The organism is Ensifer sp. Root558, from assembly GCF_001427045.1.
GTDB classification, from domain to species: Bacteria; Pseudomonadota; Alphaproteobacteria; order Rhizobiales; family Rhizobiaceae; genus Ensifer; species Ensifer adhaerens.
Genome location: NZ_LMGC01000038.1, coordinates 19,731 through 46,163 on the forward strand (window position 1 = coordinate 19,731; position 26,433 = coordinate 46,163).

Annotated in this window: 19 protein-coding genes and 1 pseudogene; 6 read left to right on the top strand and 14 right to left on the bottom strand. The window is 62.3% G+C overall.

Features of this window, described 5'->3' with window-relative positions:
• Window positions 1-36: 36 nt before the first annotated feature.
• The 4 genes from ASD63_RS32110 to ASD63_RS32125 form a co-directional block, all read right to left on the bottom strand.
• Window positions 37-1,479, bottom strand: a complete 1,443-nt coding sequence (locus ASD63_RS32110) for a TRAP transporter large permease (protein WP_034798150.1) — start codon at window positions 1,477-1,479, stop codon at window positions 37-39.
• Window positions 1,476-1,988, bottom strand: coding sequence for a TRAP transporter small permease (locus tag ASD63_RS32115; RefSeq protein ID WP_162253370.1), 513 nt, complete (start codon window positions 1,986-1,988; stop codon window positions 1,476-1,478). Before ASD63_RS32115 ends, ASD63_RS32110 begins: the two co-directional genes overlap by 4 nt.
• A gap of 78 nt (window positions 1,989-2,066) precedes the next feature.
• Window positions 2,067-3,122 carry a TRAP transporter substrate-binding protein gene (locus ASD63_RS32120; RefSeq protein ID WP_060530500.1) on the bottom strand — a complete coding sequence of 352 codons (1,056 nt, stop codon included), beginning with the start codon at window positions 3,120-3,122 and terminating at the stop codon, window positions 2,067-2,069.
• A gap of 299 nt (window positions 3,123-3,421) precedes the next feature.
• Window positions 3,422-9,124, bottom strand: coding sequence for an alpha/beta fold hydrolase (locus tag ASD63_RS32125; protein WP_060530501.1), 5,703 nt, complete (start codon window positions 9,122-9,124; stop codon window positions 3,422-3,424).
• A gap of 346 nt (window positions 9,125-9,470) precedes the next feature.
• Between ASD63_RS32125 and ASD63_RS32130 the strand changes: the two genes are divergently transcribed.
• Entirely contained in the window at window positions 9,471-13,484 is a 4,014-nt protein-coding gene (locus tag ASD63_RS32130) for an adenylate/guanylate cyclase domain-containing protein (RefSeq protein WP_060530502.1), read from the top strand.
• An 8-nt stretch (window positions 13,485-13,492) separates the two neighbouring features.
• Here the strand turns inward: ASD63_RS32130 and ASD63_RS32135 are convergent, their stop codons facing one another.
• The 4 genes from ASD63_RS32135 to ASD63_RS32150 all read right to left on the bottom strand — a co-directional run bounded on the left by ASD63_RS32135 (window position 13,493) and on the right by ASD63_RS32150 (window position 17,823).
• Window positions 13,493-13,993 (bottom strand): NUDIX hydrolase, encoded by a 501-nt coding sequence (locus ASD63_RS32135; protein ID WP_060530503.1) that lies wholly within the window; start codon window positions 13,991-13,993, stop codon window positions 13,493-13,495.
• Window positions 13,994-14,198: 205 nt separating this feature from the next.
• Window positions 14,199-15,152, bottom strand: coding sequence for a substrate-binding domain-containing protein (locus ASD63_RS32140; protein ID WP_034798145.1), 954 nt, complete (start codon window positions 15,150-15,152; stop codon window positions 14,199-14,201).
• 63 nt (window positions 15,153-15,215) lie between these two features.
• Window positions 15,216-16,226, bottom strand: coding sequence for an ABC transporter permease (locus ASD63_RS32145; protein ID WP_034798144.1), 1,011 nt, complete (start codon window positions 16,224-16,226; stop codon window positions 15,216-15,218).
• A 70-nt stretch (window positions 16,227-16,296) separates the two neighbouring features.
• Window positions 16,297-17,823, bottom strand: coding sequence for a sugar ABC transporter ATP-binding protein (locus ASD63_RS32150; RefSeq protein WP_060530504.1), 1,527 nt, complete (start codon window positions 17,821-17,823; stop codon window positions 16,297-16,299).
• A 162-nt stretch (window positions 17,824-17,985) separates the two neighbouring features.
• Between ASD63_RS32150 and ASD63_RS32155 the strand changes: the two genes are divergently transcribed.
• A complete protein-coding gene (locus ASD63_RS32155) occupies window positions 17,986-19,008 on the top strand; it encodes a LacI family DNA-binding transcriptional regulator (protein ID WP_060530505.1) in 1,023 nt (340 codons plus the stop codon).
• Between the two features lie 116 nt (window positions 19,009-19,124).
• Window positions 19,125-19,424 (top strand): PRC-barrel domain-containing protein, encoded by a 300-nt coding sequence (locus tag ASD63_RS32160; protein ID WP_034798138.1) that lies wholly within the window; start codon window positions 19,125-19,127, stop codon window positions 19,422-19,424.
• A gap of 167 nt (window positions 19,425-19,591) precedes the next feature.
• Here the strand turns inward: ASD63_RS32160 and ASD63_RS32165 are convergent, their stop codons facing one another.
• Window positions 19,592-19,954: a helix-turn-helix domain-containing protein gene (locus tag ASD63_RS32165; protein ID WP_060530506.1), complete on the bottom strand. Its 363-nt coding sequence runs from the start codon at window positions 19,952-19,954 to the stop codon at window positions 19,592-19,594.
• Between the two features lie 337 nt (window positions 19,955-20,291).
• Between ASD63_RS32165 and ASD63_RS32170 the strand changes: the two genes are divergently transcribed.
• Window positions 20,292-20,642 (top strand): GFA family protein, encoded by a 351-nt coding sequence (locus tag ASD63_RS32170; RefSeq protein ID WP_034798240.1) that lies wholly within the window; start codon window positions 20,292-20,294, stop codon window positions 20,640-20,642.
• Window positions 20,643-20,723: 81 nt separating this feature from the next.
• On the opposite strand, the gene ASD63_RS36445 is transcribed toward ASD63_RS32170, so the two are convergent.
• The gene (locus ASD63_RS36445) at window positions 20,724-21,161 is read right to left on the bottom strand and encodes a TolC family protein (RefSeq protein WP_082573048.1); all 438 of its coding nucleotides are present in this window, start codon (window positions 21,159-21,161) and stop codon (window positions 20,724-20,726) included.
• 251 nt (window positions 21,162-21,412) lie between these two features.
• Window positions 21,413-22,360: pseudogene (locus ASD63_RS36830) on the bottom strand (TolC family protein); the annotation flags it as partial.
• Between ASD63_RS36830 and ASD63_RS32185 the strand changes: the two are divergent.
• Entirely contained in the window at window positions 22,279-22,488 is a 210-nt protein-coding gene (locus ASD63_RS32185) for a DUF2892 domain-containing protein (protein WP_034798134.1), read from the top strand. The pseudogene ASD63_RS36830 and the gene ASD63_RS32185 sit on opposite strands and share 82 nt — an antisense overlap.
• Window positions 22,485-23,003, top strand: coding sequence for a sigma-70 family RNA polymerase sigma factor (locus ASD63_RS32190; protein WP_034798132.1), 519 nt, complete (start codon window positions 22,485-22,487; stop codon window positions 23,001-23,003). Before ASD63_RS32185 ends, ASD63_RS32190 begins: the two co-directional genes overlap by 4 nt.
• Before the next feature lie 52 nt (window positions 23,004-23,055).
• On the opposite strand, the gene ASD63_RS32195 is transcribed toward ASD63_RS32190, so the two are convergent.
• From ASD63_RS32195 to ASD63_RS32210, 3 genes are all read right to left on the bottom strand, one after another.
• Window positions 23,056-24,411, bottom strand: coding sequence for a HAMP domain-containing sensor histidine kinase (locus ASD63_RS32195; RefSeq protein ID WP_162253371.1), 1,356 nt, complete (start codon window positions 24,409-24,411; stop codon window positions 23,056-23,058).
• A gap of 29 nt (window positions 24,412-24,440) precedes the next feature.
• Entirely contained in the window at window positions 24,441-25,112 is a 672-nt protein-coding gene (locus tag ASD63_RS32200; protein WP_060530510.1) for a response regulator transcription factor, read from the bottom strand.
• 436 nt (window positions 25,113-25,548) lie between these two features.
• On the bottom strand, window positions 25,549-26,394 hold the full coding sequence (locus ASD63_RS32210) for a DUF3313 domain-containing protein (RefSeq protein WP_244497305.1): 846 nt from the start codon (window positions 26,392-26,394) through the stop codon (window positions 25,549-25,551).
• Window positions 26,395-26,433: the final 39 nt, after the last annotated feature.

Genomic DNA, 26,433 nt, shown 5'->3' on the forward strand with positions numbered 1-26,433 from the left:
CGTCCAAGGCGGAGGTCGCGCCCTGCCAGCTTCTTCTCAATTCAACAACCGGACGAGCGCCAGAGCGACGCCGGGTGACAGCGTGATGATCACCAGCCTGATGAGGTCGGCGATCACGAATGGCATCACGCCACGATAGGTCTCAACGATCGGAACGTCGGTCGCCAGCTTGTTGATGATGAAGACGTTGAGGCCGATCGGCGGGGCGGAAAGGCCGATGCCGACGACGATGAGCACGAGAATGCCGAACCAGATGGCAACGTCCTCGGTCGGCATGCCCAAGTCCAGCGTCAGGATGATCGGAATGAAGACCGGCAACGTCAGCAGGATCATCGCCAACTCGTCCATGACGGCGCCGAGCACCAAATAGGTGACGAGCATTCCGCAAATGACGACATAGGGCGGCAGCCCCGACTGTCCGACCATTGAAGCCAGCGTCGCCGGCATCTGCGTTAGCGCCAGAAACGCGCCAAAGACCTCGGCGCCGAGCAGGATCAGGAAGATCATCCCGCTCGTTTCAGCCGTCTGCAGCAGCGCGTTTTTCAGGGCGCCAAGGCTCAGGGTCCGTTGCAGCAGCCCCACCAGCAGCGTTACGGCGGCACCCACCGCGGCACCTTCCGTCGGTGTGAACACTTCGCCATAGATGCCGCCGACCACCGTGACGGCAACCGCCGCCGCGGGCACGATCGCAAAGTCCGCAGCCAGCAGCAGCAGGCCGAATATCGCCAGCAATACGCCCCCTACCGTCCCGAGCGAGCCGAGCAGCCAGCCGATCGCGCCACCGGCAAAGATGATCAGCCCTACGGGCCTCGCCCAGAAAGGACGGGGGGTTCGAACCGCCTCGGTCGCTGTGACCGGCGGCGCGAGATCGGGTTTGCGCCGGACGACGACGGCGATCGCGATCAGATAGAAGGCGGCCGCCAGCAGCCCCGGCACCAGGGCGGCCTGAAACAGCTTGGCGATGTTCTGCTCGGCGGTGATCGCATAGATCACCAGGATGACGGATGGGGGAATGAGGATGCCGAGCGTGCCACCAGCGGCAATCGTCCCGGTGCCAAGACCGACATCGACGCGCGCCCGGCGCAGTTCCGGCAGGGCCGCACGCCCGAAGGTCGCCGTGGTTGCGACCGACGAGCCGCAGATCGCGCCGAATCCGGTGCAGGCGGCGATGACCGCCATTGGCATTCCGCCCTTGAACCGTCCGAAGCCTCGCTCGGCGACGCGAAAGAGCGTTGCGGCGATGCCCGATTGCTCGGCAAGCGCGCCCATCAGGATGAAGAGCGGTATGACCGAAAGCGTGTAGCTGGCAAACTGGCTGTAGGTGTTGGTCTGCAGATAGTAGACCAGCGCATGCGGGCCAGAGAGATAGGCATAACCGGCAGCGCCCACCGCAAGCATGGCAAGGGCGATCGGCATCCGGATGGCGATCAAGAGCAGCATGGCTGCGAATCCGACGAAGGCAATGGCAAAACCGCTCATCGGCCGCCTCCGATTTTCAAGAGGGAAACGGAAACTCCGATGACGGCTGCGAGCGCCGCCAGCGCCGCACAGGTCAGATAGACTGGCCAGATCGGCCAGGGCAGCTGGATCAGCGTCGTCCCGTATCCCCTCGCCTCCAGGCCACCGGTAAACAGACCCCAGGCAAAAAACGCCAGGCAGCCGGCCAAAAGCAGGTCCCAAAGGCCGTCGATGACCCGCGTGACGCGTGCGGGGAGAGCCAACGTGAAGGTATCGACGGCAATATGGCCGTTGCGGGCCTGTGTGTATGCGAGAAAGGAGAAGGCGGCGACGCCGACCGCCACTTCCACTAGCTCGTAGTCGGCCGGCACCGGCCGATTGAACAGCCATCGGCCCAGCACGCTGACGGTGACCAATCCCGCCGCAAGGCAAAGAAGCGTGCCGCCGATCAGTGCCAAACCGGCCGCGAGGCGTTCGACTTCCCTGCGGCGCGGCACCCTCACCGCGTCCTCGTATCCTACGTCTTCCATTGTTGAGGCCTCGTGCTGTTGGTTCATGCAGCGGCGCGTTCAGGCGCCACGTTCAGGCGAGTACGGCCGGCAGTACGCTCAGGCGCCCGAATATTTCTGCACAAGCGCCTGCGCCGTGGCGATCAGCGCCTTGCCGTCGAGGTCCTTGGCCTTCATGTCCTCGATCCACTTGTCGTGGACGGGTCTGGTTGCCTCCACCCACTTCGCCTTTTCGTCCTCGCTGATCGTGCTGATTGTTCCTTCTCCGGATGTCTCGATTGCCGCGCGCACTTCGGCACCGACGCTGTCCCACATCTCGCCGGCCTTCTTGGCGAAGGCCATGCCGCTGTTGGCGTCCAGCACGGCCTTGAGGTCGGCCGGCAACCCGTCGTACTTGCCCTTGTTCATCGCCAGGAAGAAAGTTGCGGTATAGAGCGTCGGCGAGCCCGGGATTTCGGTATGGAACTTGGTGAGCTCGTTCACCTTGATCGAGGGAACCACTTCCCACGGGAGCACGCAGCCGTCGATCGACCGCTGGGCCAGTGCTTCGGGCACCTGCGGAATGGGCATGCCGACCGGCGTCGCCCCCAGTGCCGCCAGCGCCTCACCGGCAAGGCGCGTCGGATTGCGAAGCTTCAGCCCGGCGAGGTCCGCTCCGGTCTTCACTTCCTTATTGGTGTGGATCAGGCCCTGATCATGCGCCCAGAAGCACAAGAGCTGGGTATCGCCAGTTTCCTTCAGTACGTGCGTCTGGCCATATTCCTGGCAGGCTTGCGCGTTGACGGTCGCCTCCTTGGCAGCGACGAATGGCAGTTCGAACACTTCCGTGGACGGGAAACGTCCGGGCGTGTTGCCGGGCAAGGTCCAGACGATATCGACGACGCCGTTCGACGCCTGATCGTAGAGCTGCGGCGGCTTTCCGCCGAGTTGCATGGCCGGGAAGATGTCGACCTTCAGCGCACCGCCGCTTTGTTCTGCCAGCAATTTCGCCCATGGCGTCAACAGCCGCTGATGAACGTTGGATGCCGGCGGCAGGAAATGGTGCAGCTTCAGCGTGACTGTTTCCTGGGCGCGCGCCGCACCGATTTTCAGAACGAAGGGCGCTGCAAGCAGAGCGCCGCCGGTCTTCATCAAATTCCGTCTGCTCAGTTTCATAGGTTCCTCCCTGTCGACCCCACATTCACGCGCGGCGAACATCGCATGCACGCACCTGATCCTTCACGGCCCCTGAAGGTTATCCGGCGGGCAGATCTCCCCGGTCGCTTGAAACTTCCCTTTGCTCCTCATCGGAAAGCTTCAATCCATTAACATGTTAAGTTTATTTTGAACCGACTGTCAAGCGACGGCATCGGGTGACAAAACGGCATGGCGGATCACCCGGACACGTCCTCGTGAACGGGCCCGCTCGAGCCTTCCCGTAAGGATTTGAACCAGTAACGCGCCAGGAGATGGGATCAGAGCGTGAGCGTCTGCACAGTCCCCGCATATTCGCAGTCGAGCTTCCAATCGGCGCCATCCTGCCGGACGTGGAGAAAAGTCGCACCGTCGCCGGGAGCCGGCCGGGTCGCGTCGACGATGCAGTGATAGCGCTTGGCCTTGTAGTCGAACTCGAACGTCTCCTGCTCGACGATATCCTGGTCGATCCCGTTTGCAAAAGGATAAGGCGCATACATTGCCGCGGTGTGGATCGAATGCACGGTCGTGATCGGCGTGCCGTCCATTTCCGTCAGAAGCGCCGTTGCAATGCAGCCCCGGTGTTCATCACCGGAGAGGAGCACGACATGCTTGATCTTTCCGGCGGCGATGGCGCCGAGAACATCACGCAGACTGTTCGGATAGCCATCCCAGCCATCGGAACGCAGCGCACTCAGGTTGTCCGGGCTGAGGCTGGCATCGCGCTGGATCGCCCGGCGATGACGCGGGAGAAACATCGATGGCGACGCTATGAACTTCGGGCCATTTTTTAAAAGCCACGTCTCCAGGTCGCTCATCGTCTCGCCGACGCCCGTCTTGAACAGGGTCGCATTGGCAAGCCCGGCGCCGATCTTGCGGTGCGTCCTTTCGCTGCGCGTGTCGAGCAGGAAGAAATGGAAGCCCTCGTAGTCGAACGTCTTCAGCTTGGGATCCACTCCACGCTGGTATTTCTCGAAGGCCGCGAAACCCTCCTTCTTCAGCTTGGCATTCGTATCGATATCGTTCGGAGAGGCAAGCGGCTCCCAGTTGTCGTCGATCTCATGGTCGTCGAGCAGCATGAACGACGGTATGCGGCGCAGGACCTCGCGCACGCTGCGTTCCTGCAACCAAGCTTCGTAAGGGAGGCGATACCTGTCATCGCTCGCGGCCGGATCGTAGAGCCCTGCGGTCGGATCCACATAGACCTGATCGCCGACGAGGAGCGCGAACTTCGGCTGGATACCCACCCCCGCCCCTATTCTGTCAGCGACCTCGGCATAGGAGCGATAGGCAACCTTCCTGTCGATGAACCCGGCCGGGTACTGGCACGAAGCCAGGATGAAGCTGGTGCCGGCGGGCGAAGGCTGAACAGGAGGAGCGAGCGGGGAATCGTAGGGGATAACGCCGTCCATCATTGCCCGGTCCTGCTCGACCAGATTTTCCAGAACCGACGCTCCCATAAGGAAGTTGAGGTTCATCGAGGAACTTGCAGGCGTCGCCGTCTGCGGAGCGGCGCCGACCGTCAGGTTGGTCGTCGGGGTCGTGTCCTTGTAGACGAGGCGGTTCGGCGAAAATTTCACAGCCTTGCCCGGATTGATGGCGGGCTGCGGCGCATCCATCATCCGCGAGGCGGCCTGCGAGATCCGCTCGAAACGCTGATAGGGAAGTACCTCCAGCACCCTCTCCGGGTTCTCGTTCGACTCGCGAAGCAGCGCCCGATAGACGACGCCATTCTTGGCGAGCGCGTAGTATGTCTCCTCAATGAACGGCGGCAGAAGCTTGTCTTCCGCGTAGGCAAGCAAGACGAGCAACGCGTTTCCCGGGAAGTTCGGATCATACCCCGGCATTGATGTTGGGAGCGGCGCCTTGAACGCATCCCAGTGGTTGTCGCGCAACGCCGGGGACCAGTAGACCATCATGTGGCTGACGATGTAAGGCAGATCCCAGGGCTGGCCATCCGGGCGCTGGATGTCGTCGCCGTTTACCAGCACGCGCAGCATGATCACGCCCTCGGTCTGGCGGATCGACGGCAGCGTGCCAAGGCGAATGGTCAGCTCGCCGTTCTCCTCGGTAATGATCGGCCCGATCCAGGGCGGGTAGGCCGTCATCTCGGTGTCTGCGGCCACAGGCTGGCGTTGGATGTTCTGGTCGAGGAAAGCTTCGATCTTCTGCAAGGTCGCATGCCGGGTCGTCCCGATAAGGGCGTCCTGGTGACCGGCGCCAGGGTTGAGATAGGGTTCCAGGTAGACACGACCTGCATCGTCGAAGACGCGGCGCATGCGGTCGACGGTGGCAGGATCCGTGAGACCGTTGCCCGATCCATGGACGCTGAAGGTGGGGAACTTCCACTTATCCTGCAGGACTTCTCGTGACACCAGTCGGTTTTGCCCCCGGAAGTCGGTGAGCATGGCATTACGCACGAAATGCACCGTCGTGGAGACCGTATTGAGGCTGAGCGCGCCGAAATGCTCGTTGATGAAGCGCAGCATTTCAGGCTCCATGTTGGCGACGTTGAAGTCGCGTCCGTAGAGCGCGTCCATCCGGTGCCGGGTTCTTGTCCACGGCGTCCGCTTCCATGGCCAGATCGGATTTTCCACGTCGAACTCCTCGACCGGGTAAGGAAGCGTCGAAAGCACGCGGTCCCAAAGGTCATCGGCGAGCGTCGGCTTATCCGGATTGAAGCTGTAGCTATCGGGCAGGAAGCCGAGAAGGTAACGCACCGCATAGGCGCGGAAGATGTTGGCAGGCGTAAAGACCACCAGCGGACCGACCTGCGTGAAGGCCACCCGGTCGACGAGGTCCTGGATCTTACCCTCCAGTGTGGCGATGCTGAAAACCATCGTGCCCATGCAATGGGCGATGACGTCGAGTTTCGGCACACCGGTCTGTGTGGCGATCGTCCGCAACACCAAGGGCACGTCTTCCTTGCCGATTTCGTCGAAGCTCCAGGCCGCACTTGCGGTCGGGTGCGCCGGGCTGGTTCTGAGGTCGGCGATCCAGACATCACGCCCCGTCTTCCAGAAATGGCTGGCGAAGTTGGGATTGACGGCGTGGTGGGCAAAGGTCGTCCCGCCGGCGCTGTATCCGTGGATCATCACCAGCGGCCGCTTCGTCGTGCCCGGATAGGGATAGCGGGTTAGCAGTACTTTCCCGACAACCGGCGGGCCGCCGAGTTGAGGCTTGCTCGTTCCGACGACGAGCGTCTGTCGTTGCGCCGCGACCGTGCCGCCGCCCTTGATCTTCAACTGCGCCGGCGGGCGGAAATCCACCGCGTCGTTTGCCGGGTCCTTGTCTTTATCGGGTGCGCGGAAACTCCAGATATGCATTCCCAAAAGCAGCCGGAGAAAATACCCGAGGAAAGTCAGGAGCGCTCCGATCGCGGCGACGCCGTCGCGCTGTTCCGTGATGCGCACGAGCGGCACGCCGATGCGGGCGAGATAGTCGAGGTCGAGCGTCAGCACGCGCCCGCCGGACGCTGCCTCCAACCCCGGAAATTGCTCCAGCGCGACTTCCATGAGCTGACGCCAGGGATTGGAACGCCGATCATAGGTGAAGCGCTTGGTGCCGACGATACGATCGCCCGCAAGCGAGATGCCACCGGTGATCGGGTCCGGCGCGCCGACCTTCAGATCATAGACGAAGGCGCGGATCTCGCCGGACCGACTGGCGATGGCAAGACCTGAGCGGACGCGCTCAAAGAAGCCGGGCCCACCGTCGCCGTCGACGATCGCCTGATAGCTGTCGCGCAGGCCTCGGTTGAGCACCCATGCCTTGCCGGCACGCCAGATCCTGCCGCCGACCCACGTCGACTGGCGCTCGAGGACCCGCAGGCTGCCGGTCAGGGGCGCCGTAAAGACGGCAATCGCCTGGAGCTTCTGCTCCTTCAGGCCGGCGGGCGCCCATGTCTGATGGAGATTGTCCCACTGATCCGCCGGAAAAATTCGGATCATGCTACGGGCCAACGGCACGGAGGCGTCGGTCGCGACCTCAAGGGTTCCATCGCCACCATTGCTTGGCGCCAAATCGGCCAGCGCCTTCGGCTCGAAACGCAGTGTGAGCTCGACAACTCGCGTTTCAGAGGTCGTACCGGGCGCTGAAAACCTGACCCGGCCGGCAAGGCGCTCGATGATCTCGGCATCGGTATCAGGGGCAGATGCAGCGGCATCGGTTTCACGAAACACCGGGCGGGCCAAAGCTAGGCCGGGCGCAGCAGGGGCCGGGGCGACATAATTCCAGGCGGCCGCGAGTGTCTCCGAGGCGCGCAGGGCCACTGCCGCTATGGTGAGCGCCGGATTGGTGCCAAGCGCCGTCGGGATAATCGAGCCGTCGAGGACCACGAGGCCATTATGGAAGTCGTTCGGAAGCTCCGATTTGAAAACACGCCCCAGATGATCGACGACGCCCGTCGCGCCGGTGTTGCCCATCACGCAGCCACCGAGCGGATGCACGGTGGTGAGCGGACCGCGCTTGTTTTGCAGCAGCCAGTTCAGGCTGGCCGGCAGGAGCTTCCAGACGGGATTGGCGATGACGCGCCCGCCCGTATTCTTCGCCAGCCGTGCCAGCGCCTCAACCTCGGTGTCGAAGATCGGCAGGGACGGCAGATCGTCCCAGCGCATCCGCGCCGTGCCGTCATCGCTGTCGGAAGCCGTTTCATCCAGTTCCATACGCCCGGCGGCGCCGTCATCGGCCATGACGGCATAGACGGCGGAATGTTCGATCCTGCCGGTCGGCGCCACATAGGCGTCGTCGTCCGGAAAGCCCCGCGTATGCGTCGACCAGTCGAACCGGTCGAGCCCGTGAAGCGTGTTGAGCGTTGCAAAGATCTCGGTGAAGGCGAGGCGCAAGCCAGCTGGAACGGAGAGTTCCTCGATCAGAACACCTGCCGTTTTTCGAAGATCGAGCACGCCGGTGATGGTGGGTCCGATCGCACGCTTGGAGGGCTGCACGGCCTCGTCCGAGACGGTATTGACCGGATTTGACGTGGCATAATCGGTCACCAGCATGTCGCCATTGGTCGAGCAATGGTTGCCGAAATGCACGGAGAGGCTGAGGCCTTTGGCCTGTGAGCGCTTCAGGATTTCGAACGAGCCGAGCGTGCCCGCCGCCAGCACGACCTTGCCTGCGCGCACCTGCAGCACGTCGCCGTCGGGTGCGCGCAGGGCCGCGTCGGTGTAGACGCAATCGACGATCCAGTTGCCGCCGTCCGGCTTGACGCTGAGCACGGTCGCGCCGCTGAAGATCTCTGCCTCGTTGCGCAGCGCCGTCACGAGCAGGTTGACGTCGAGCGAGTTCTTTGCGCCGAAATTGCAGCCCGTCGCGCAGTCGCCGCAGCGCACGCATTTATTGAGCCTGACATTTCCCGAGCTCACCGTGTCGGTCATCGCGACCGTAATCGCTGCCTCGCGAAAACCCGTCGACGCGATGCTGCGGAAGGACTTGTGTTTCTGGGGAATGCCGTCGGGATGTTTCGAGATGCTGTTCGGGACGCCGTTTGCGGTGCCGCCCAGAAGCTCGCCCGCACGATCATAATACTGCCGCCAGGTCGTCAGGTCCTTGAGGTCGTCGGGCCAGCGCGTGTGAAACACGCTCTCGTCGGGAACTTCCATGACGCCGGCATTGATCAGCGAACCGCCGCCGACGCCGTTTGCGACCACCGTGACGACCTCCGGGCCGATCCGCACGTCGACCAGCCCTTCCTTGTTGCGATCGCGGCGGATATGGCGAGGCAGTTCGGCAAGACCTGTTGGAAACGCGCCCGGCAGATACTCCTTGCCCCGCTCGAGCACCCCGACCTTGATCGGAGCGCCTCCCTTCGTGCGGCCGGCCATGGTGGCGGCAGCGATTGCGCCGCCATAGCCACTGCCGACGACCAGAACATCAAAGTGGAGCGCCGCCGGCGTCTTCCGAACCCGGTCGACCAGCCTTTCGAAACCCTGGGAAATCCACGCGGTATGCGAGGTGTTGTCGAAGTCAATGCTGGCCATGGTCGCCTCCGGGACGTCGGTCTCGGGCACGGTGCAGGTATCCGTAGCTCCAATCGGACATAACGCTCTCCATAAGATGCGTCTGACGCCTGAACTCGGTGTGCGAGCCGCGATGGCTCATGTCTTTCGGTGATCCCCAACAGGGGGCATCGACATCCGGGAAGAATGCAAAAATCCGAAACGTGTGCGGTTTCCGCCAAAGCCGATCGATCGAAGTCGGCTAGCCCTCTTAGCGATTGCTAAATAATATGCGAGAGTCAGCAAATCGGCGAGGGATAAATGCACTTCTGCGCGAAGATGGCCCCTGTTTCGCGCATTTCGTGATCAATCACCGCGCGAAGGAAACATGGAGACGATCGCAAAATCGCTCGAAGGGTTTTTGCCGCTGAACTTGCTTGGCCGGCTTCACGGCTCTCACGGAGAGCGGCCGTCGGCGGTAGAGTTTCCGGCCGCCGTGATCTTTGTCGACGTCTCGCGCTATACGGCCCTCGTCGAGCAACTGGCGCGGCGCGGCAAGGAAGGGCTGGTGCAGATCCCGAAGCTGCTCGGTATTTCCTACGCGCGCTGCGCCGACCATGTCTGCGACCGGGGCGGCGAAGTCCTCCTCTTTGCGGGTGACTCGCTTCTGGCCTATTGGCCCGCCGACGAAACGGGTCTGGCGCGCGCGGTCAAGAGTGCGGCCGAGTGCGCCGAAGCGATCTGCAAGGAGAGCCGCGAGCAGCGAAATCCGGGTGCAGGCGAAATCGGACCTACCCTACATATCGGCATCGGCGCCGGGCAGCTCTGGGCGGCCGCCATCGGCGGCCAGCCGGTCTGGAACCTTGTGGCTGGGGGGGATGCCGTCGTTCAGGCCGCAAGTGCGCAGACACTTGCCCATCGCTGGGAAGTCGTTCTGTCACCAGAGGCGGCAAATGCCCTGACCAATGGCGAGGCAAATGCGCGCGCGCCCGTCGCCGCTCCAGCGCATCCGCACATCGCGCACGAATGGCTCGTCGCATTCCTGCCGATGCAGCTTCAGGAGTTGCTTGGCCCCTCGCCGACGATGATGGGCATCGAGCCCGCATCCCCCAACGCCTTAGCCGAAGGCAATGTCCATCGCGATGCACGGCTGGACACGCTTGCGGAGATCAGACCAGTGTCCGTCATTTTCGTCCGGATAATCGGTCTGCAACACCAAGATGCCCAAGCGCTCGTCCGACACCAGAACCTCTGCGCAACGCTTCAGGCGATTTCGCACCGCTACGGCGGTCCTCCGGGCGAACTCCTCTTCGACGACAAGGGGCTCGTTTACCTCTGCGCTTTCGGGACACGCGGGACGTTTCACCGCGACGACCCGGCCCGCGCCGTGGATGCCGCCCGCGCCATCGGTCGCCATATCACGGAGATGGGGCTTGCCGTCTCGGTCGGCGTGGCGACGGGCGAAGCCCTGTTTCGAGTCGTCGGCAGCACGCGCCGCCGACAGCTGATGGTTCTCGGCACGCCGGTCAATCGCGCCGCGCGCCTCGTCACGACCGTCTCCAATGATGTGCTGTGCGATGCGCCGACCGAAAGGGCAAGCCGGGCGTCCTTCGATTTCGAGCAACGCGGAACCGTCCAGCTGGCGGGACTTGGCGACGTGGCGCCGGTCTTTCGTCCTCTTGAGCCGAAGTCGCGGGCCCTGTCTGCGGCAACGCTGATTGGCCGAGAGCGGGAACTCGCTTTCCTGCAGCATGCTTTCGAGGAGACGCGCGGCGGTTCGAGCCGTCTTGTCGTCATCCTGGGCGAACCCGGCATCGGCAAGAGCAGGCTGGCTGCCACCTTTACCGAGAATCTTCACGCCGCGGGAGTGGCGATTGCCGTGACGCTCGCCGAACGGGACGACCGGCGAAGCTCGCTTCTGGCCTGGCGACGCGTTCTTGAAACGCTTTTGGGATTGCCCGCCGAAAGCGATGGCCTCGTCCTGCTCGAAAGCATTACCGCGCGCATCCGCACGGCGCCGTGGATCGCAGACCGCCTGCCCCTTCTTAACGACCTGCTGGCGATCGAGATCGAGCAGAACGAGGGAACGCGCCACCTGGAAGGTGCCCACCGCGCCGATGCGACCATGCGCCTCCTCGGCGATATCCTCGGCGTCTTGGCGCCACGGCCGTTCGCCCTCGTACTCGAAGACAGCCAGTGGCTGGATTCCGCCTCCTGGCGGCTGGTCGAATGGGTGCTCGGTTCTGTGCCTTCGCTGCTGCTCGTGCTCTGCGTGCGCTCCGAAGAGGTGCCCGAGGATCTGAAGCAATTGCGACGACGGGTCGAGGCGGCAGGCGAAGCCGGGACCGAGACAGAGGAGCCGGCACGGCGCTACCGCATCCTCGAACTCGAAGAGCTCGACGACGGCACTGTTTGCGAACTCGTTTCGCGCACTCTTGGCGAGGTTCCGCCACAACAGGAACTCGCGCGCAGGGTCGCCGCCCTTGCCGGAGGCAATCCCTTCTTTGCCGAGGAGATCGCGCTGACGCTGAAGAGCGAAGGCTTGATCGCCGTGCGCGATGGCCTCTGGCGCTCGATCCGCCCCCTTGAGGACCTCCAGTATTTCGAGGGAGTCGAGCGCGTCATCCGAGAGCGAGTGGATCGCCTCGATTCGACATCGCAGGACGTGATCAAAGCCGCGGCCGTCATCGGACGCTCGTTCACCTTTGCCGAGCTGGAGGCATTGCTGAAAGAAGAGCTGAATGCGGAAGGGCTCGGCTCCGCCGTCGAAAGGCTGGTCGATGCCCATCTGGTGCGCCGGCTCGGCCAAGCCGGAAGCTACGAATTCCGTCACGACCAGACGCGCGATGTGGTCTACGGATCGATGCCGGGCGACCTGCGCAGCCGCCTCCACGCATCGCTCGCCCACTGGCTGGAGCGCAGCCGCATTGAAGCAATGGGTGGAGATCTGGCGGTTCTCGTTCAGCATTTCGAGGCGGCGGACAACAAGGAGAAGGTCGTGAAATACGCGGACCTGGCGGCCGCGAGGGCTTTGCAGGTCGGCGCCTTCCGCGAGGTCGAGTTCTTTCTCGGCATTTGCATGGCGCACGAGCCGAAGCCGCAGGACTGGACGCCCGAACAGCGACTGCAGGCGGTTCGCTGGCGGCGCAAACTTGCCGAAGCGCACTACAGTCGCGGCGACATTCACGCGCAGGGCATTGCCGTCAGGAATGCGCTGAAAGCGGCCGGCCAACCGGTTCCCGTCTCTTCGTCTGCGACGCTGGTACGGCTTGCCGCGCGCAGCTTGCGGCTTGCGGCGCAGCAGATGCTGCCGGAAACAGCGAAGCTTGCCCGCCGCGAGGACCGGCTGTCCTGGGAGAGGGAAATGGCGCGGTGCCTGAACCAGGCAGCGCTGGTTGACTACTTCGAGCTGCGCTTCACCCGTGGAATGTGCAATCTCGTTGGCGCGGTGGCGCGCGCCGAACGGACCGGACGGACGATCGAAATGGCCGTCGCCGCCTCGCAGCTCGGCTGCGGCTTCGGGATGATGGGCTGGCGCTCCGGGTGCCGCTATTTCATGGAAAGGGCGGAGCGGATCGCGACCGAGCTTTCAGACACCGCGATCCATGCGCATGTCTGCAATCTCGACGCGCTCTGGCAGCTCGGGCGCGGAGAATGGGCGGGGGTGGACGCAAGGCTGGAACAGGGCCAGCAGTTCTGCCTTCGAGCCGGCGACCAATTGCGGTGGTGCAATGCCCAGGGCATGCGCTTCTGGTCGCTCTATTACCGTGGCGAGCAGGCCGCGCTCGAACCAACGGCGACCGCCCTGCTCTCGCGCGCGCAGAATGCCGGCAATATCCAGCAGGAAATCTGGGCGTTGCGGTGCAAGGCGTTGTGCGTGCTTCACACGGATCAGCCGCGCGAGGCCGTCGACATTCTCCGGCTGATCGGCTCAGCGATGCTCGGGTCGGTCGATCTGGCCGCGCAGATCTCGGCGAAGGGTGCGCTGGCGCTGGCGCTCGCGCGCACGGGGCGGCATGCGGAGAGTGTCCAGGCGGCCGCCGAAACCTTGCAACTGGTCAAATTGATGCGCCGGCCTTCGTCCCACAGCACTTTGGTCGGCATCTCCGGCGCCGCCGAGGTTTTCCTGCGGGGCCGCGAGGCCGGCCTCGCACACGCTTACGACGAATGGCCGCGCTGGGAGGCCCAAGCGCTACGCGAACTCAAACGTTATGCCCGAGCCTTTCCGATCGGCGTGCCTCAACTCGCGCTGTGGTCGGGCGTATCGCTCTGGCTGGAGGGCAAGGAGGCCGGCGCAATGTCGGTGTGGAAGGATGGCATGGCGGCCGCGCAACACCTCAGTCTTCGGCGCGACGAGGCCATGATCGCCGCCGAGCTGCGTCGCAGGCGGGACCGGCTTTAGGGACGTGACTAATCGGCGCAACTCGCGAGACTATCGTTTCCAAGCCCGCCCAGCCGTTCGGTGAGAAGCGTTTTAAGGCCAGGCTGCCCGACAAGCGACGCCGCGAGGGATGCCGGCACCCAGCGCATCGCGCGCGCGCCCTTTTCCGGAAAGTCGGGCGCCATGGACACAACGGCGATCAGGTGAACCTGGACGTGATAGACGGCGGTCTTGCCGACCTTGCTGTAGGTGTAGCCGCCGATTTCGTCGTTTAACGCCGTTCCGATAACACCGGCCTCTTCGAACGCTTCCCGGACGGCAGCGCCAGGGGTGTCTTCACCATACTCCAGGTGCCCCTTGGGAATGCCCCAGAGCCCGGTGGTGCGGCCGCAAATGAGCAGCACCTCGAACCGGTCCCCGCCGCTTTCCTTGCGAATGCAGATCGCACCAGCCTGGTCGACGACGACCGGCTCTGCGTCGGAAGCGGCTATCGCGTCAGATGACAGACGTGACACAGCGGGTGTTTGCATCATCGCTCTCATGTTGAACTGACTGGAAGCCAAGGGAAGATCAGGCGGCTATGTGACGGTTTTATGACGATTCATAGTGAGATTCAACAGCATGCTAATGCAATTGAAAGGCCGGCAAGATGGCCGGCCGCGGGGCAGTATTCTCAGCCTCGCCGAGCCTGATGACGGCCCACAAATCGCGGGCCGTCATCACATCAAAGCTTAATCAGAACGGCGAATCCGGGAAGTAGAAGTCCTTCGCATTGTCCTTGGTCACGAGCGTTGCATCGATCGTGTAGACGCCGCGCACCGGAACCTGGCCGTAGAAGTTGGCGACGGTCATTTCGAGCGCCGTGCCGACCATTGCCGGCGGATAGAGCACGTCGACCGGGATCATCTTGTCGCCGTCCATGACCTTCTTGATCATTTCCTTCGAGCCTGCGCCGGCGACGACATACTGGATGTCGGTGCGCTTGGCCTGCTCGATCGCCTGCAGCACGCCGACGGCCATGTCGTCGTCCTGGCACCAGACAACATCGATCTTCGGGTACTTGGTCAGGTAGTCCTGCATGACCTTGAAGGCATCGTCGCGGTTCCAGTTGCCGTACTGGCGGTCGAGAACCTTGACCTTCGAGCCTTCGATGCCCTTGTCGAAGCCGTCCTGGCGCTGCTGGTCGATCGGGATCGGCAGGCCGCGGATGACGACGACTTCAGCTTCCGGCGTCGTTGCCTTGATGTACTCGCCAGCGACCTGGCCAAGCGCCGGATTGTTGCCGGCAACGTAGAGGTCACGCACCGAGTTGTCGTTGACACTCGGGGCACGGTCGACGAGAGCGACGAAGGTCCCCTTGCCCTTCACTTCCTTGATGGCGTTGACCAGTGGATCCGGATCGGTTGGCAGGATGACGAGCGCGTCGATGCCTTGCGTCTCAAGATCCTGCACGGCGTTGGCCTGGCTTGCCGGATCGGGTGAGGTCTTGACGATGACGTTCAGGCCGGGATTACGCTCCATCAGGATCTTGGCGACCCGTTCGGCATGGAACACCACGCCGGCCGTCCAGCCATGGTCGGCCGCCGGGATCGAGACGCCGATGGTTACTTTCTTTTCCTCTTGCGCGTGAGACACGCCGGCAAAGGCGGTCATCGCGGCAAGGGTCAGGCCGAATAGCTTCTTGTGCATTAAGTTCCTCCCAAATTTCAGGTCAGCCTGTTCAAGGCCGGGAGACCTGTAGGCCCGGCCGTCTCACGACTTCCGCACCAGCGAACGCTGGACGAGCATCGCAATGATGATGATCGCGCCCTGGATGGCACCGATCAGATATTCGCTGATGAAGTTGGAGAGCAGCATGATGTTGCCGACCAACTCGAGGATGAACGCGCCGCAGATCGTGCCCCAGACGCGCCCTGCGCCGCCCTTCAGCGCCGTGCCGCCGACGACGACGGCGGTGATCGCCTGCAGCTCCCACAAAATGCCCGTCGTGGCCGAGGTCGAGCCGAGGCGCGGCACATAGAGGAGAACAGCGACCGCAACGCAGAGCCCTTGAATGACGAAGGCGATGGTGCGCACGCGATTGACGGAGATGCCCGAATAGCGGGCAACGTCGCGGTTGGAACCGACAGCAACGACGTGGCGACCGTAGCGCGTGCGGTAGAGGACAAAGGCAGCAACAGCAGTCACCGCAAGGATGACGACGATCGGAACCGGCACGCCGGCGATCGTGCCGAAATAGGCTGGACGGTACATTTCCTGCAGCTCAGGCTCCTTGAGCGTGATCGCTCCGCCCTGCGAGAGCCAGGTCGTCAGCCCGCGATAGATGCCCATGGTGCCGAGTGTCGCGATGAAGGGCTCGATCTTGCCGACGGTGGTGATCAGGCCGTTGGTGAGGCCGCAAAGCGCACCGGCGACGATGGCAAAGAGGATTGCCGCCAGAAGCATGAGAACCGGATCGGCAATGACGCCGGAGTTCATGAACAGGATCATCAGGCTGGCGATGAACGCGACCATGGCGCCCACGGAGAGGTCGAGATCTCCGGACGAAATCACGAAGGTCGCGCCAACCGCGATGATCGCAATGAAGGCGCTTCGGGTGGCGACATTGGCGAGGTTGGTGATGCTGATGAAATTGGGATTGACCAGCGCGCCGACCAAGAGAAGCAACGCCAGCGCAACGAATGGCGCCACTGCCCTCAGATCAATGTCACGCCAGCTGCGGCGGCGGATGGCTTCCTGGCTGCCTTCCTGGTTCACGCTCATGTCCAATCGAACCTCCCCCATCTGTCGGGAATCTTGTTGTTGTTGCCGTCGGCCGCGCCGCTGGTGCGGCTCAAGCCGCCGTCTTTTTCTTCAGGCCTGCGGCGTAACGCATGATCTCCTGTTCGCAGATCTCGTCGCCTTCGAGAATGCCGGCGATATGGCCTTCCCGCATGACCGCGACGCGACTGCAAAGGCCAATGATCTCCGGCATCTCGGAGGAGACGACGATGATCGAGCGGCCATCCCGGGCGAGCGCCGAAATGAAGTGATAGATCTGCTGCTTGGTGCCGACGTCGATGCCCCGCGTCGGCTCATCGATGATGATGATGCTGGGGTCGGTTTCCATGACCTTGGCGAGAAGCAGCTTCTGCTGATTGCCGCCGGACATGCGCCCGGCTACGATCCTGTCGTCCCGCACGCGAATGTCGAAGCGACGCCGCGCCTTGACCAGGGCCGCCTCTTCGCTGCCGGGATCGAGATAGCCGAGGCGGCTGTGGCGGCCGAGCGATTGCAGCGTCAGGTTCGCCATCATACCGGCATTGAGCAGGAGCCCCTTGGCCTTGCGGTCCTTGGTCATATAGGCAAGGCCAGCCTTGTTGGCCGCATGCACGTCGCCGGATGGCACCGGCTCGCCACGCACCAGCACCTCGCCGGCCGTGCGCGCGCGCAAGCCGACGATCGCCTCCATCAGCTCCGTCCGGCCTGAGCCGATCATGCCGGAAAAGCCGAGGACTTCGCCGCGGCGCACCTCGAAGCTCGCGTCGCGGACATAGCCGGTCGATACCGCATCGACGCGCAGAACCACGTCTTCGTCGACATCCGGCTCGTTCTTTGCGGGATAAAGGCTCGACAGCTCGCGCCCGACCATCAGCTGGGCGATCGCCTCGCCGTCGAGAATGGAGGTCGGCGACGTCTTGATCCACTGGCCGTCGCGCAGCACCGTCACGCGGTCGGTCAGTTCCATCACCTCGTCGAGCTTGTGCGACACGAAGACGAAGCTCGTTCCCTTGTCGCGCAGCTTGCGCACCAGCCGGAACAGGAAGTTCGTCTCCTCGCGCGACAGCACAGCCGTCGGCTCGTCCATGAACACGACGCGCGCATCGCGGCTGATGGCCTTGGCGATCTCGACCATCTGCTTTTCGGCAATCGAGAGCGATCCGATCATCGCGCTCTCATCGACATGCGAACCGAGGAGATCGAGCACACGACGGGTCTCGGCGCGCATGAACTTGCGGTCGAGCACGCCGAAACGGGTTACCTCGCGGCCGAGAAACAGGCTCTCGGTAACGGTCAGATGTTCGGCAAGATTGAATTCCTGGTGGATGATGACGATGCCGAGCGCTTCCGCAGCGCCATTGGCCGGCAGCTTCGTCGACTTCCCGTCAAGCAGGATCTCGCCCGATGTCGGCTGCTCGAAGCCCGACAGGATCTTCACCAGCGTGGATTTTCCAGCCCCGTTCTCGCCCATGAGCGCATGGATTTCGCCCTGGCGAAGCTCGAAATCGACGCTGAACAGGACCTGCACGCCGCTGAACGATTTGCTGATGCGGCGCGCCGACAGCACGACGGGAGCCCCGTCGACATGCTCCGTGGTCATTATCCCCTCCCTGCGGCCTCCACCGCTATTTCAATGATGTAAACCTTTACACTCGCCGATGTAAAGGTTTACATCAAACTTGCCCGACAATTTTTTTGGCTTCTTCGTTTGACCGTCGGGCGAACCTGTGTAACGTCCTCGCAGCAAATCCCGAGGCCAAGTGTGTCCAATTCCCAGCCCGCAACCATTGAAGACGTCGCACGGATCGCCGAAGTGTCGATCGCGACCGTATCGCGGGCCATTCACATGCCGGAAAAGGTAGCCAAATCGACGCGCCTCAAGGTCAACCAGGCGATCGCGATTACCGGCTACACGCCCAATGCGATGGCGCGCAGCCTGCGGCTCGGGCGGTCGAACATGATCCTCGTTGTCGCACCGGATATCGGTGATCCAAACTTTTCCAGCATTCTTGTGGGTCTCGAAAACGAAGCGCGCGCGCATGGTTACGGCGTCCTGATCGGCCATACGCAGAACGACGCCCAGCGTGGCCTGGAATATTTGAAGTTCTTCAATTCCAACCAGGCGGCGGGCATGATCCTGTTTACGGGCATCCTTCCCTTCGGCCATCAGACGCTAACGGCGCGGCTGCCGCCGACCGTCGGCGTTTTCGAGCCGGTCTTTAACGGCGGCATCCCCTATGTCGGGGTCGATGACGTCGAGGGCGCTCGCAAAGTCGTCGATCTCCTGATTTCCGAAGGGCACCGGCGCATCGCCTTCATCGGCGATTCCAACACCCGCCTTGCCTATGGTCGCCGGCGACAGGGATATGAAGCGGGGCTTGCAGCGGCCGATATTGCCATCAATCGCCGTCTGATCATGGAAGGCGACGGCACGGTGGAAAGCGGCAGGCTGGCGCTCGAACAACTCTTCATGCGCGACGACCTGCCGACCGCCTTCATGTGCGTCAACGACCAGACCGCGCTTGGCGTGACGCTTGGCCTGCGCGCCCGCGGCTACGACATCCCTGACGATTTTTCCGTCACCGGCTTCGATGATGTCCCGCAGGCGAGTTTCATGACGCCTTCGCTGACGACCATCCGCCAGCCTCGAACCGCCATCGGCAAACACGCGATGGCGCTGCTTTTGGAGTTGCTTTCAGACCGCGCGCCCTCCGAAACCGAAATCCTGCTGCGGCCTGACCTCGTCATCCGCAACTCCGTTGGCCCCCCGCCGGCACGGCGATGACGCGACATTCGCAGCCCTTCTGGAAACTCCTGCCCGTGCTTGAACCTGTGACACGGTGATGGAACCGTTTGCGCTCAAGTCGGTTCTCCCACTGTGAAGTCAAAGGAGCAACGAAGATGGATCACACTGGTCACGTACGCCTTGCAGCCACGGAACTGACACCGGCGATTTTGGAAGGGGCAACGGTTTACGGAGCGGACGACGATAAGGTCGGCACGGTCGACCACGTCCACGGCGTCGGCACAGCGAGCACCGTCGTCATCGACGTCGGCGGGTTTTTGGGCATCGGCGCAAAACCCGTTGCCGTGCCGCTTGCCGATCTCGATTTCATGCGTGACGAAGATGGCGACGTCCACGCCGTGACGACGTGGACCAAGGATCAACTCAAGGAAATGCCCGAGCATTACGACTCGTAGCTTGTCCGACATAAAGGCCTGAGGCTTCCAGCACCCCGGCTCACATCGGGATTGCGGCGGCGGCCAAAACATATCCGGCCGCCGCATACGGCTGAACACCCCGTCTCGCTGCGCCATCACTCCTGGAGCGAATGCCAGCCATTCCCCATCACCCAAGGACTGCAGTTTCAGTTTCGGCCGGGATCGGCGACACATCCTTCGCCCTTCGCGGCAAGCCTTGCCTGATGTTCCTTGCCCCAAGTCGACAGGACCGTGACCGCCTCGTTCAGGGTCTTGCCGAACTCCGTCACCGAATACTCGACCCTTTGAACGGCGGCCGGAAAAACCTCGCGGCGAACCAGACGATCGGCTTCCATTTCGCGAAGTTGTTGTGCCAGGACCTTTTCGCTGATCCCCGGCAGAAGACGTCGCAATTCGCCGAAGCGACGCGGTTCGATGTTGACCTCCCACAATATCAGGGTCTTCCATTTGCCGCCGATCGCGTTCAGCGCCGATGCGAAGCCACAATCGTCCTGCTGCAACCGTTTCACGCGCCCCGCTCCCTACTTTCGAGTTACCGCTTACTTTAAAGTGCGTAATTTACAGGCTCCGAAAACCGCTCCTATTAGACGGCAGCTTTCAACCGGAGTTGTCGTTCATGACCAATATAGGTGTTGCCGGCGGCGGGCGCATTGGCACCGCGCGCGCCCGGATATTTCTGAAGCCTGGCACGTTTGCGGCAAGATATCTGTCGCGTGAACGCGCGGCCCTGGCCAGGTCCGTGCCATGACCACAAGCGATCGCCTGAAAGACAATGGACGGCCGCAGACCCTAGAGTGCGCCGGAAAGCGAACGGCAAGCTGTGCCTGCGGTGGCCTGAAGATTACCGTGAACGGACCCCCTGCCCGTGTCTACGCCTGCGCCTGTCTGGAATGCCAACGCGCAACGGGATCGGGCTTCGGCTATCGCGCCCGATTTTCCAGAGCGTCCGTCATCGGCATCGAAGGGGAACGCCGGGTGTGGCGACGCGGCAGCGACGCCGGCCGCTGGGTGGACCAGACCTTCTGCCCGAAATGCGGAACGCTGGTCTACATGGAGGCGGAGGCGCTGACGGACGCGGTGATGATCTCCGCGGGCTGCTTTGCCGACCCGGACTTCCCGCCGCCCGCCGCCGTGTTCTGGGCCTCGCGCCGACATACCTGGTACGACCTGACGGAAGGCATCGAGACATTTGGATAGGTGGCCGATTTCCCCTCAGACGCAACATGTCGCAATCCACCGCGGCGAGGGCCACGGCGCAACATTAGGGAGCTTGTCCGCTCATCGTGTCTCGGTATCCGCCCGTCGGGCCACGAGGCCCAGGTCCTTGGCCCCGAGCCTGCCGATGGCCGACAGGATGCGGTAGCCTCCAACGACGGTCTCCCGCTCAGCGGTGGCGAGCTTCACCTGCGCCTTCACCACGTCGGCCTGGGCTTCCAGTACGTTGAGTAGCGTGCGCTGGCCGATCGCTTGTTCTGCCATCATGCCGTCCTTGGCCATTTTTGCCGCCTTGACGGCGGCCCGGTTGGCGGACGCGGTTGCGAGCGCTCCCTGGTATTGCGCCCAGGCAGAGGCCGCCTTCGACTGAACTTCGGCGTGCTGAACGTCGACGGTGAAGTTCGATTTCCCGAGGTCCTCCTTCGAGCGCCGTACCTCGGCCGCCGCCTTTCCTCCCTGATAGATGGGCACCTTGAGCTCGATGCCCGCCTTTTGCTCCATCGCCGATCAATTGCGTCGATCGCGCTCACGCCCTCACCTCTGCCAATCCCGATCGCCCCCTTCACGGTCGGCAGGAGCTTTCCCTCGCTGACGGCAACATTGAACATGGCGCCTTCGGCGAGGTGCCGTTTCGCCAGAAGAGCGGGATGCTGCTTGGCGGCAATCGCCAGCGCCTTATCGATGTTGGCGGGCAGCATTTTCACGGGAACTTTTCCACCGGTTAAATTGCCCGGTTCGTCGCCGATGACCTGCCTGTAGGTCGCTTGGGCACGCTTCGCTTCGGCATGGGCGAGGCTCAGTTCCGCCTGCGCCGCAGCGCGGCGCGCCTCGGCCTGAGCGAGGTTTGTTCGGGTCCGTTCGCCTGCTTGGTGGCGGGCGATCTCGGATCGCGTGAGCTCCTTGAGGAAATCCAGATCCTGTTTGCGTAGCGCGACGATGCGGCGCGTCAGCACCACGTCCATATATGCCTCGGTCGCCTCGAACAGGATGTTCTGCTCGGTGTTGCGGGTGTTTTCCTCGGCGGCGCGCTGTCGCGCCTTATTGACCTCGACATTGTTGGTCGTCTGCAGGCCGTCGAAGAGGGTCTGATCGAGAACGATACCAAACGTGCCGCGATTGGTCGCCGCACTGGAATTGTACCCGATCCCGCTGCGCCAGGTGATTTTCGGATGCATCGCCGACCGTGCGATGTCGATGTCGTACGCGCTCGCGCGCACTCCGGCCCGCGCTGCATTGAGCGTCGGGTTGTTGTGGTAGGCCTTCGCCAAGGCACTTGAAAGCGGCTCGGCATGAGCCTCAGCCATGGCAATCGGAGCAATCATTGCAACCAGGGTCACCAGTATTCGTTTCATCGAACAGGAATCTCCGTTGGGAACCCGGATGGCTCGCAAGTGAGATAATCCGGATCGAGGGCACGGAGACGCTCGGCGGACGGCGTCAAGGGACGGCCAACGGCCGAACAGCACTTGGCCGGCGCCATGGCAGAAGTACAGCGGCCCAAATTTGGTACCGATGGATCCGCCGTCACGAAAAAAGTCGTGCCGTCGCGAATCCTTTTCCGGGTTCCGCGCCTCTTGTGACTGAGACGATGGGTCTCGGTTTGCACCGGAGGTGTTGCATGGCATTTTTTCGCAAGAATATAGGTAAGGGGCAGCAGATCGTGCGGATTGGCCTTGGGGTTGGCGCGGCTGTGATGGCATACAGTTTCCTGAGCGGGTGGATCGCCCTCTTGGTGGGCGTATCGGCCCTCACCTTCGTCCTCACCGGCCTCATCGGCTATTGCCCGGCCTGCGCCGTTGCCGGGATCCATGATCGGATCAAGCCATGAACACAAAGGCGGTGACGACTGAAACTTTCGAAGCCGCCCGCCACGGCGATCGCAATGCGATCGTCCGGCTGCTCGAGCGGACGCAGCCGGATATTCGCCGATATGCCCGAGCAACCTGCCGGACCGCCGATGTCGACGATGCGACACAAGAAACGCTTTGGCTTCTGTCGCGCCATGTCGGCGCGATCCGGGCACTCGCGACCCTGTCGAACTGGTTGTTCAGCGTGGTGCGGCGGGAGTGCCTGAGGCTCGCCCGACGTACCGGCATGATCGCCGCCGTAGACGAGGACGCACTTGAAACAAGTCTGGTGCAGCGGCCCGAACATGTGTTGCGGCTTGATCTGGCAGCGGCCTTCGAGGCTCTGCCGCCGCACTATCGCGACGTGGCTCTGATGCGCGACCTCCAGGAGATGACGATCGACGAGATCGCCGCGGCTCTCGATCTTTCGCGACAGGCAGTGAAAGCGCGGCTGCACCGTGCACGCCTGCTGTTGCGCGAATATTTGGCGGAGTGAGCGAGCCGAAGAGATTGTGCGCGAGCGGCTTCAAGGAACAATGGCGCGGCTATCACGAAAACGCGGATTCCTTCGCAGTTTTCGGAAACGCCAGATCGACAACCAAACCGCCGTTCGCTGCTTCTCCGAGCGCCACGGAGCCGTTGTGTGCCGTCATAATCTGGGCAACGATGGCCAGTCCCATGCCTGTTCCCTCACTCGCGCTGGTATTGCCCCGCACAAACGGCCTCAGCATTTTCTCGCGCTCCGCGGCCGGGATTCCTGGGCCCTCATCGCTGACCCTCACGATCCGGGCTTGCAGAACCTCGACTACAAGCACTTCCGTTCCGCGTGCGTGTCGCATCGCATTGATGATCAAGTTGTCCAAGGCCAGGCGAATGGCCGGTTCGGAACCGGGGACAATGACCCGCCCCTCTGCTTTGAACTCGATGTCCATGCCCTGCTTCATCACGGATGGCACATGCTCGGCAATGGCCGCGCGCGCGATGGCTGCGAGATCTGCCATGGTGAAGGTCAGCGCCTGGCCTGACAAACGCGCCAACTGCAACGATGTCGTGACGATTGATGCAAGCCGCGCCGTGTCGCGAACAAGGACCTCCCGCACGTCCGGGTCCTGAACAAGGTCGAGCTTCAACCGCAATTTGGTCAGCGGCGTCCGCAATTCGTGGGATGCGTTGGCAAGAAAGTTTCGCTGCGCTTCGAACGCGTTGTCGATACAACCGAGCGCCGTGTTGAACGCGGCAACCATCGGCTTCAGTTCTATCGGAGTGTCGCGATCCGATATCCGGCGACCATTGGGAAGCCCGTCGATCTGCTCGGCTGAATCGACAACCCTTCTTACAGGGGTTGCGATCGTGCGCTTGACAGCAACGACAGCGATCGTGGCCGTGGCAACAAGAACAATACCCAGAAGATGGTAAAGCCCCTGCGGCCAAATTTCGCGCAGGACCACGAGCAGCGTTTCAGCATTCGAAAATGTCACTCCGCCGACCACAACGAGTTTGGGTGGATCCTCCGCGTTCAGTTTTCGGAGCCCGAGAAACTGCTGCTGGCCCGCCATGTAAGAAAACTCAGAGGAGAATACCTGGGGAGAGGTCGTATCGATGATGTCTTGGACCGATGCCGGCACGGCACCGTGTATGATGGCTTGGGTTCCGTCACTGACAAAGTACCAGAATTCGGACTGCTCTTCGGAAAGCCTGATAATCTTTTCCGCAATTACGCCTTCGACCTCGAGCACAAACTTGCCGGTGTGATCGTAGCTCACACCATCCTGGAGAAGTTCGACGACACTTTCGACTGCGATTTTTTTCCTGCTCTGCCCATCCGTCAACAGGAACACCGCGACGGTGAGGACGGTGCTGATCACCATCATCAGCGCCATGCCCAAGATGAGCACAATGGCCACCGGAAACGCGATTGAATTCGGGCGCCTCATTACTCTTGCACCAGCATGTAGCCGATGCCGCGAATGGTCCGGATCGTTGCGCTGCAATTGCCCTCGCGCAGACGCTTGCGTAGCCGCGAGACATGGGAATCGAGCACGTTGGACTCGATCTCCTCGTCGATGTTATAGACGGCAGCTTCAAGATTGTCGCGCTGCACGACGCGCCCTGCCCGCCGGATCAACGCTTCCAGAACGGCGAGTTCGCGTCTCGGAACGCTCAGCGCGTTCTCACCGATCATGGCGGATCGATTGATGAGATCAAACGATAGATTGCCGAATTGCGTGCAGCCGGTCTCGTCCAGGCTGTAGCGACGAAGAACCGCGCGCGCCCGTGCAATAAGCTCCATGGGCTCGAATGGTTTGCCGACATATTCGTCTGCGCCCTTGTCGAGCGCAGACACGATATCGGTCGGATCGTCCAATGCCGTCAGAACGAGCGTTGCCGGCCTCGGGCGGAGTTGCCGCAGCGTCGGCAGCAGCGACAGGCCGTCACCATCAGGTAGGTTGCGGTCGATGACCACGAGATCGAACTTGAAGGCAAGCAGTGCCGCCTCGGCATCCGCAAGCGTTTCGAATACATCCGCAACGCCGATCGCGGCTTCCAGCATGGTCTTGAGCGAAGACGCCAGCTCACGATCATCTTCTACGATCAGAATTCGCATGTTGCCTGCCAGTGTCGACTAGAATTGAGTTTTGAAGATGCGAATATTCATGAAGGAAACAAAAGAGGATTCTAAACAACACGACGTAAGTCAGGTCGCAATCATCCTAATCGAAACAGCCCTCGCTAAAACATCCGTCATCCCTGCGGAATTACTCGTAAGAATACACGGGAGGATCGTAATCGCGTCCTCTACGGCGTTCATCGGACATATCAAGACGTTGTACGCAATTAGCATAAGCATCGGTTCCCGGCACGAATCCGTACTCGGCACAACGGTTTCTGTATTCTACGGTTTCGCATCCCGCCAGCACGATCAGCAGGCCCGCTGCAATGAAAAGACGCATAAAATGACCTCGGTTTATTTCTCGTTTTGTCGATACCTGGATCCCATTGCCACCTTGCGACAATGTTACGAGACACAAGCGTAGTCCGCCTCAGCGGCTGCCAATGGAAGGGATTGTTTTTTCGGCAGAAACGGCTGTTCCGGTTGCCGCGACGGCGAGCTTGCCTCCCCTGTCCGTCCAGGACGGCGGCGCTCCGATGGAGGCGCCGATCATGCCGACCACACCCGGCGCACGCCCGAAGTCCTCACAGATCGCAGAACCGGGTTTCCCACCAAGCGACGTGCGAATGTCATAAACGGACGGCAAGTACAGATCGAAATCTCCAGGTTCTTTGCCGGCGACGACCATTCTTGAGAAATCCTTGCCGAAAGCCGCGGCCAGGTCATAGGCGTCACCAACCTGCGAAACGCGCGCTTCACTCGTAAACGAGTTCGCGCCCTTCGACCAAACGATCGCCGCCGTTTGTTTGCCGGTTCGATCGACGGCCTCCGCTTCGACGGCCAGCCCGCCGAGCCCGAAGGGCAGTCGTGGTATGCCGACCGGCAAGGCAAGCGAACTGCCGATGGAAATCGCCTTGGCGGCACCAGCGACGGACGGCTCGGTCGGGACAATGTCCGTAACAACCGTTCGGACCGTCAGATCTGCGGGCGTACCGAACGGGACGATCCGATATTTTTCGCTCATGGTGATGCAGATCGCGCGGTCAATCGCGTTCGTTACCAGCAGGCGGTCCTTCTGCTTCTCGACACGCTGCAGAGCAGGCGGGGCCAGAGACGTCGGCGCGATGCTCACCGTTTTGACGTCCTTCAGGCCATCCTTGCTGAAATAGACTCTCTTCTTCTCGAACTTCCCCTTCGGAGCACTGAGGTTGCTGTAGGAGGTAAGCGTTCCTGCTTCCTTCAAGGGAACGGTCGTACATCCTCCAAGAGCGAGCATGATCGGCACTATTCTTGCGATTCCCCGACCCCCTGCCAC